This is a genomic window from Aquimarina sp. 433 (assembly GCF_054054605.1).
This window is the reverse complement of sequence record NZ_JBSWZK010000016.1, coordinates 72,688-81,315: the sequence shown is the minus strand read 5'-3', so window position 1 is coordinate 81,315 and position 8,628 is coordinate 72,688. Positions and strand designations below refer to the sequence as shown.

Annotated in this window: 8 protein-coding genes; 6 read left to right on the top strand and 2 right to left on the bottom strand. The window is 33.0% G+C overall.

The features are described from left to right. Positions 1–122: 122 nt before the first annotated feature. Entirely contained in the window at positions 123–773 is a 651-nt protein-coding gene (locus tag ACWNT5_RS23155) for a rhomboid family intramembrane serine protease (RefSeq protein ID WP_299610516.1), read from the bottom strand. Positions 774–911: 138 nt separating this feature from the next. Between ACWNT5_RS23155 and ACWNT5_RS23150 the strand changes: the two genes are divergently transcribed. Continuing rightward, on the top strand, positions 912–1,817 hold the full coding sequence (locus tag ACWNT5_RS23150) for a lysophospholipid acyltransferase family protein (RefSeq protein ID WP_299610514.1): 906 nt from the start codon (positions 912–914) through the stop codon (positions 1,815–1,817). Positions 1,818–1,898: 81 nt separating this feature from the next. Then, positions 1,899–2,798: a lysophospholipid acyltransferase family protein gene (locus ACWNT5_RS23145; RefSeq protein WP_299610511.1), complete on the top strand. Its 900-nt coding sequence runs from the start codon at positions 1,899–1,901 to the stop codon at positions 2,796–2,798. Between the two features lie 58 nt (positions 2,799–2,856). On the opposite strand, the gene glmM is transcribed toward ACWNT5_RS23145, so the two are convergent. Further along, on the bottom strand, positions 2,857–4,245 hold the full coding sequence (gene glmM / locus ACWNT5_RS23140) for a phosphoglucosamine mutase (protein ID WP_456518700.1): 1,389 nt from the start codon (positions 4,243–4,245) through the stop codon (positions 2,857–2,859). A 122-nt stretch (positions 4,246–4,367) separates the two neighbouring features. Here glmM and ACWNT5_RS23135 point away from each other — a divergent pair, with 122 nt between their 5' ends. The 4 genes from ACWNT5_RS23135 (at position 4,368) to ACWNT5_RS23120 (ending at position 8,612) form a co-directional block, all read left to right on the top strand. Then, positions 4,368–4,952 (top strand): acyl carrier protein phosphodiesterase, encoded by a 585-nt coding sequence (locus ACWNT5_RS23135; RefSeq protein WP_456518699.1) that lies wholly within the window; start codon positions 4,368–4,370, stop codon positions 4,950–4,952. Continuing rightward, positions 4,949–5,338, top strand: coding sequence for a toxin-antitoxin system YwqK family antitoxin (locus ACWNT5_RS23130; protein ID WP_456518698.1), 390 nt, complete (start codon positions 4,949–4,951; stop codon positions 5,336–5,338). The genes ACWNT5_RS23135 and ACWNT5_RS23130 overlap by 4 nt, the downstream gene beginning before the upstream one ends. Positions 5,339–5,355: 17 nt before the next feature. Then, positions 5,356–7,062, top strand: a complete 1,707-nt coding sequence (gene ggt, locus ACWNT5_RS23125; RefSeq protein ID WP_456518697.1) for a gamma-glutamyltransferase — start codon at positions 5,356–5,358, stop codon at positions 7,060–7,062. A gap of 497 nt (positions 7,063–7,559) precedes the next feature. Beyond that, positions 7,560–8,612, top strand: coding sequence for a T9SS type A sorting domain-containing protein (locus tag ACWNT5_RS23120; protein ID WP_456518696.1), 1,053 nt, complete (start codon positions 7,560–7,562; stop codon positions 8,610–8,612). Positions 8,613–8,628 lie beyond the last annotated feature (16 nt).

The window sequence follows — 8,628 nt, the reverse complement described above, 5'->3', positions numbered from 1 at the left end:
AAGACCACACTGGAGTCTTAACTTAAAAACACCTAACTTTATACATAACAAAAAATCCCTTGAAGCTAGCTTCAAGGGATTAAATAAAATCTTGTAAAATTGTCAACCTATTTTAGGACGACTCATAATTTTCCAAGACGTTTCATTATGAACAATATAATAATAGGAATTGCTAATAATCCTATCATAAGTGGATTTTCTTGAAACAAATAAGGAGCTAATATCAATGTAACCACATAACCTCCTACAGCTCCTCCAAAATGAGCATCATGCCCAATATTTCCAATTCTACTTTTCATTCCATAAATAGAATACAATAAATATCCTATACCAAAAATATAAGCAGGAATTGGAATAGGTATAAACATAAGGTATAAACTCATTCCCGGTTGAAATAAGATAGCAGAAAATATTATTCCAGAAACTGCACCACTAGCTCCTACTGCGCTGTAATGATATTCATCTTTATGAAAAAAAAGTGAAAAGAGGTTACCTACGATTAAGCTACAAAAGTAGATGACCAGAAACTTAATATTTCCCAAAGAGTTAATGACTACTGGAGCAAAAAAATATAGCGTAAACATATTGAAGAATAAATGCATAATATCCACATGCAAAAATCCAGAAGTTAACATACGTATTTGCTCACCTCTTCTCACGCCTCCAATATTAAACTTATAACGTTCTAAGAAGGAAAAATCATTAAGTCCTTTTAAAGAAACGATCACGTTCGCCACTATTATAACGATTAGGACAATATCAATATTCAACATAACCTATTTTTTGAAGATCAAATATAGCACATATTTACAGCTAAAAAAGCGTTGATAATATTGGAAATAAGATTGCTTTCAAAGTTTCTTAACTTTAAGTTAAAATAGTTTACCTTTAGCCACCAAAAAACCAAATCAATGCAATTAGCAGTTTATTGTCTAGTGTATCCGCTATTATGGATGATCTCTAAATTACCTTGGCGAATTTTTTATTTCTTTTCTACTTGTATTTACATATTAGTTTATTACATCATTGGATACAGACGAAAAACTGTAACTGAAAACTTGCAACTTGCTTTTCCAGAAAAAGACAAGAAAGAGATTAATAGAATTAGAAAAGCCTCCTATAAACATATGTGCGATATGTTTTTGGAAATGATTCGTTCTTTATCGATAAGCGAAAAAGAAATAGTAAAACGTTTCCATATTACCAATCTAAATGCTTTGGTAACTCTAGAAGAAAAAAATAAGAGTATTATTACCATGATGGGCCATTACAATAGTTATGAATGGACCAATTCCATTGATTTAATAAGTAAATTTAGGTGTGTGGGAATCTACAAACCGATCAAAAATAAATACTTCGATAAATTAGTTCACAGAATTAGAGGAAGATTTAATTCTCGATTAATACCTAGTGCTAAAGTATTTAGAGAAATGACCATGGATCAAAGGCAAGAAAATCCTGAGCTAAGTTTATATGGTTTAATATCTGATCAATCACCAAAACTTAATAATGCTACATTTTGGATTGACTTTATGGGAATAGAAGTACCAGCTTTTGTAGGAGGAGAAGTTCTTTCTAGAAGATTAGGTCTTAGTATATTTTATTTACACGTAGAAAAGGTAAAACGCGGTTATTATGAAGCCACTTTGGTTCCAATTTCTGAGGATCCACAAAATGAAGATGAATATGCGATTACCGAAAAATTCACGCGATTATTAGAAGAACAAATTAGACATAAACCTGAAAACTACCTTTGGACGCATAAACGTTGGAAACATCGCGATGCAGCACCTTCAAAAAATCCAATTGCAAGTTGATTTAACATTTGTTTATTTTAAGATTATTCTAAGATTATTGGGTTTTAAATAAGTTTATATTTGTACGCTTAATTAAACACAATGCAGTTAATAGTTTACCTCTTGGTATATCCTTTTTTATGGATTATATCAAAACTCCCCTGGCGTTTGTTTTATGCTTTTTCTACAGCTGTATACATCTTTGTATATAGGATTATTGGATATCGGAAAAAAGCTGTTACCGAAAATCTTACACTGGTTTTCCCTGAGAAATCCGATCAGGAAATTAAGAGAATTAGAAAAGCTTTTTACAAACATATGTGTGATATGTTTTTAGAAATGGTAAAGTCTATTTCTATTAGTGATAAAGATTTATTGGAAAGATTTAAGATTATTGATATAGAAACTCTCAAAAATTTGGAATCTAAGAACAAGAGTATTGTGGTACTCATGGCACACTACGCTAGTTATGAATGGGCAACAGTAACACAACTCTTGATAGATTTCCCTACAGTGGGAGTTTACAAGCAAATCAAGAATAAATATTTTGACGAGTTAGTCCATAGAATACGACAACGTTATGATGCTCGACTTATCCGTAGCTATAATGCCATGAAAGAAATTACGAAAGATAAAGTAAATGGCAAACTTTGTTCCTATGCTTTTCTATCTGACCAATCGCCAAGTCTAGCAAAAGCTACGTACTGGACAGATTTTATGGGTATCAAGGTTCCAACACACGTTGGCGGATCAGTCTTAGCCAAAAGACTAGATATGTCGGTGGCTTATCTTCATGTCGAAAAAGTAAAACGTGGGTATTACGAAGCTAAATTTATTCCTATAACGGAAAATGCTAAGAACTGTGAAGATTTTTACATCGTAAAAACTTATTTACGTATGGTAGAAGAACAAATAAAAAAAGCACCTGAATACTATTTATGGACTCATAAACGATGGAAACATCGTAATGCTGAAATTCCTAAAGATGCAACGGTACATTAATTTGAATTTTGCTTCTGCAATAGTTCATTTCCTATTACAGAAGCAAATTTATTTTCTATTAGATTCTAGCTATCTCTTTTAGCGTATTAATCGTTTCATTTGCTAATTGATCCGCTTTTTCCTGACTTAATGCTTCGGTATAGATTCTAATAATAGGTTCTGTGTTACTTTTTCTTAAGTGTACCCAAGATTCACTGAAATCAACCTTTACTCCATCTATAGTACTTACCTCTTCGGCAATGTGTTTATTATGAAAACCTTTTAGAATTTCATCAACATTCAATTCTGGTGTCAATTGTACTTTATTCTTACTCATAAAATAAGAAGGGTAGCTATTTCGTAATTCGCTAACACTACATTTTTTTTCAGCTAAATGCGTTAAGAACAAGGCTACACCAACCAATGAATCTCTTCCATAATGCAATTCTGGATATATAATTCCGCCATTACCTTCTCCACCAATAACAGCATTATTTGCTTTCATTTTAGTAACTACATTTACTTCTCCAACTGCACTAGCTTCGTAGCTTCCATTATGTTTTTCTGTTACATCTCTTAATGCTCTGCTCGAAGATAAATTAGATACCGTATTGCCAGGAGTTTTACCAAGTACAAAATCTGCACAAGCTACTAATGTATATTCCTCTCCAAACATCTCACCATCTTCACTCATAAAAGCTAAACGATCTACATCTGGATCAACGGTAAGACCAAAATGTGCTTTTTCTTTAACTACTAACTCAGATAAATCAGTAAGATGTTCTTTTAATGGTTCTGGATTATGAGGAAAATGACCATTAGGTTCGCAATATAATTCTACTACCTCCACTCCCATCTTTTCTAATAATTTAGGAATAGCAATTCCTCCTGTGGAATTTACCGCATCTACGACAACTTTAAACCCAGCTTCTTTTACAATCTCAGAATTTACCAAAGAAAGATTCAACACCTCTTCGATATGTTTATCAATATATGTATCATTGGTTGTAATAGTTCCTAAATCATCAACTTCAGCAAAATGATAATCGTCATTTTCTGCAATATCAAGGATTTTTTTACCATTTTCGGCATTCAGAAACTCTCCTTTATTATCTAATAGTTTTAGTGCGTTCCATTGTTTAGGATTATGACTAGCGGTTAGAATAATACCGCCATCCGCTTTCTCCAAGGGTACTGCTACTTCTACGGTAGGTGTTGTAGACAATCCCAAATCAATTACGTGTATTCCTAATCCAACCAAACTATTCATTACTAGTTGTTGTATCATAGCCCCAGAAATACGAGCATCTCTACCTACTACAACGGTAGGATATTCTTTCTGTGAAGCATTTTTTAACCAGGTTCCATAGGCTGATGCAAATTTAACAGCATCTACAGGAGTTAAATTCTCTCCAACTTTTCCTCCAATAGTTCCTCGAATACCAGAAATTGATTTGATTAATGTCATAATATTGATCGATTATTTTTTGTTTTTGGCAAATGTAAGAGCTTAAGGTCATTACCACAACTCTAAAATTAAAGTTTACACAAAAACAACAACAACATTCTAAAAAATTGTAAATTCACCTAATGAATTTTTTAGCCCATATTTATCTTTCTGGAGATGATGATGAACTGAAAATAGGAAACTTTATAGCAGACTCCGTAAAAGGAAAGAAGTTTTCTCAGTTTCCGAATCAAGTTCAAAAAGGTATTACACTACATCGCAAAATAGACTCTTATACTGACAGCCATCCTATAGTAAGAAAAAGTGTTTTGAGATTATTTCCAAAATACGGACACTACAGTAGTGTAATTGTGGATATCCTATATGATCATTTTTTAGCAGCCTATTGGAATGAATTTTCTAGCACTCCATTAGAAATATATGTAGCTGATTTTTATAAATTACTAGAAACAAATTATGAAATACTTCCTAAACGTGTTCAGGATTTTTTGCCATATATGTTTCGGGATAATTGGTTGTTAAGTTATGCTTCCATACCAGGTATTGGAAGAATTTTATATCAAATGAATCATAGAACCAAAAATAGATCTAAGATGAATTTTGCGGTAATCGAACTCGAGAAATATTATAGTGATTTTGAAAAAGAGTTCAGAACATTTTTTGAAGAGCTTGAATTATTTACTAAAAACGAAATGCGAACCCTATGAAAATGATATTCCTATTTTTATTAGTAGTTCTAGTTTCATGTAATAAAACAAGTAACGATACTATTTCTAAAAACTTGTGTAACGATCTAGGTGTAGTAACTTCTAAAAATGGATATACCAAGAATTATTATACAAATTCAATTAATCTAGAAAGTATTGGACACTATGCAGCAGGAAAGAAAGATGGGTTTTGGAAATTTTTCTATAGAAATGGAAAAGTGAAAGCCGAAGGGCATTATCAGAATAATAAAAAACAGGGATATTGGAAAGAATATCATAAAAATGGTATCGTAAAGTCTGAAGGTCATATAGATAAGTGTAAACCTTCTGGTTATTGGAAATTTTATGATCAAAAAAATAACCTTATTAAAGAAATAAATTATTAATCAAACCATTAAGCACCATGCGAATTCTTTATGTATTGTTACTTATTATTATTGTTTCATGTAAAAAGAATCAGGAACTACCTGTAGTTAAGACAGAAAAAAAACCAGTCATTGGAGTTATAGAAAAAAATGCTATGGTAGTATCTGCACGTGAAGAAGCTTCAAAAATTGGTAGAGATATTCTTAAAAAAGGCGGTAACGCTTTTGATGCAATGGTTGCTACCGAAATGGCTCTTGCAGTAGCTTACCCTTATGCCGGTAATCTTGGTGGTGGTGGATTTATGGTATATAGAAAAGCAGATGGACAAGTAGGTGCTATTGATTATAGAGAAAAGGCACCACTAGCTGCATTTAAGGATATGTACTTAGATGAAAACGGAGATCCTATTCCAGAAAAAAGTCAGTTAGGCGCTATGGCAGTAGGTGTTCCGGGAACAATTGCTGGTATTTTTGAAGTTCATAAAAAATTCGGGACACTATCTATCGAAGAACTACTTACTCCCGTAGTTGCATTAGCAGAAGATGGATATGTTATCACAGAAATGCAAGAAAAAAGATTACATCATTTTAAAGAACTTTTTATTGAAACCAACAAAGACACGATTCTTTATGCAGGAACTATTAAAGCAAAAGACACCTTAAAAAATGTTATGCTTGGCAAAACCCTAAGAAGGATCATAGAAAATGGAAAAGATGAATTTTATAAGGGTGAAACAGGTCAAAAATTGGTAGACTATTTACAATCCAAAGGTGGAATTATCACCATGGAAGACCTTGGTAAATACGAAGCTAAATGGCGAAATCCTATACAATTTTCGTACAAAGATTTAAATATTATTTCTATGTCTCCTCCTTCTAGCGGTGGAGTTTGCTTGGCGCAAATCATGAAAATGATTGAACCCTATGATCTCAAAAGCTATGGCCATAATACGTTAAAATCTATTCAGATAATTACCGAAGCAGAAAGAAGAGCATACGCAGATCGAAGTTTTTACTTAGGAGATCCCGATTTTGTAAAAATTCCAATAGACACTTTAATTAGTGATTCCTACCTAGCAGATAGAATGAATAATTTCGATCCTAATAAAGCTACGCTATCTTCGGATTTGAGTTATGGAACCATACCTGGATATGAAAGTAGTGAAACGACCCATTACTCCATCGTAGATCAATTTGGGAATGCTATTTCTGTTACCACGACACTAAATGGAGCTTACGGTTCTAAATTATACGTTCCGGAACTGGGATTCTTTTTAAACAATGAAATGGATGATTTTAGTGCTAAACCTGGTACTCCTAATATGTTCGGATTGCTAGGAGCAGAAGCGAATGCCATTGCTCCGGAAAAAAGAATGCTAAGTTCTATGACTCCTACGCTTGTAGAAAAGGATGGAAAACTATGGATGTCAGTAGGTACACCTGGTGGATCCACAATTATTACTTCGGTATTACAAACAATATTAAATGTAAAAGAATATGGAATGAGTATGCAGGATGCCGTAAATGCTCCTCGCTTTCATCACCAATGGTTGCCTGATGTGGTTATTTTTGAACCAAATTCTTTTGATAAAAAAGTTATCGATAGTCTAAAAGCAAAAGGTTATAAAACCAATGAAGAAGAAACCCGTGTAATTGGTAAAGTCGATGGAATCCTTGTACTACCAAATGGAAGTTTAGAAGGTGGTGCGGACAGACGCGGTGACGATACCGCAGTAGGTTTTTAAGTATATAATGTTACAATATAATTGGATAAAGAATAGAAAAAGAACAAAATTCCATAGGTAATCCTTATTTATTTTCTTGGATAAGAACACACTCTTAACTTACTGAATACTTACCATTTAATAACAAATGCTGCATAATTACCATCATTTGCAACATATCTTACAGTAGAGAATTAGCTTGTATGATACCTTAGTGTCATTATAAAACTATTATGTTTTAACAGTTTTATTGCGAATTCAACAAAAACCAATATTAATAATTCAATTATGGTAAAATCTCTACTAACAAAGACAACTTACGAACATTTATATCCGGATTTCAGAAAAAGCCTCTATCAACATATTTTATAATTGAAGGTAAATTCTTTTTTACCAAATTTTGTTATTAGCCTAGCAAGATGATACGTTTTTCTATTCCGAAGAACAAATCGATAAACTTTTTCTCGTTAACTCTTTTTTTTTCAAATAAAAATCTAATTATAATCAAACTTAACATTATGAAAAAATCTCTATTATTTCTATTATCCCTTATTAGTAGTATTAGTTTTCTAAATGCACAGTATTCTATTACGTATGATTCTGCTGATCCTGTTACGGTAGTTGCAGGTCAATCCATTACCTTAAACTACACCTACACAGCATCTATGGCTGTAGGTGCTCAATTTCAAATTTTTGAAACTGATGATCAAGGTATTTTTGGAGGAAGCACCGCTATTGGAACAGCTGTAGCTGAATTTCCAAATCTAGATGCAGGAACTGATGTTTCAGGATCTATCACACTTAATATACCTGCAGATTTACCCGTAAGTTCCTCACTATCTGGAACTGAGTATCGGATATTTGGTAAGTTAGCCTCCGCTGACAACTCTGACGCTACGGCTGATGTTACTTGGGATACTGCTGGAGTATATCCTTTGATCACAGTAACTGATCCACCATATGCTATCAGCTATGATTCTTCGAATCCTGTTACAGTGGTGCAAGGTGAATCTATCACCCTTAATTATACCTATACCGCTTCTATGGATGTTGCTACACAATTTCAGATATGGGAAGCTGATACCCCAGGAATTTTTGGAGGTTCTGTAGCTAACAGTTCTGCAGTTATTGTAACACCAACTGTAACCGCTGGAACTAATGTATCTACTACAGTTACCCTAGATATCCCATCTGATTTCCCAACAAGTGCCTCGCTAACTGGAACCAAGTACTACATATTTGGTAAACTATCCTCTGCGGATAATCCTGACGCAACATCGGATGTTACTTGGGACACTGGTGGTGAATACCCTGAAATTGTAATTGATGAATTGTTAAGTGTAGATGACGTAGCCTTTGATAGTAACAAACTATATTTTAATAGCGCTTCAGCTTCTTTAGTAGTAAATAACAGTATTCAAGCTGAATCCCTAAGTATATTTAACACTACAGGAAAAAAAGTATATGAAATAGACAATCTAAAGGACACACCAACTATTAATTTATCCTCCCTACCAAGAGGTCTATATATCGCAAGATCAGATTCAAAATATTTGAAATTTGTGCGATAATATAGCATATTGAATA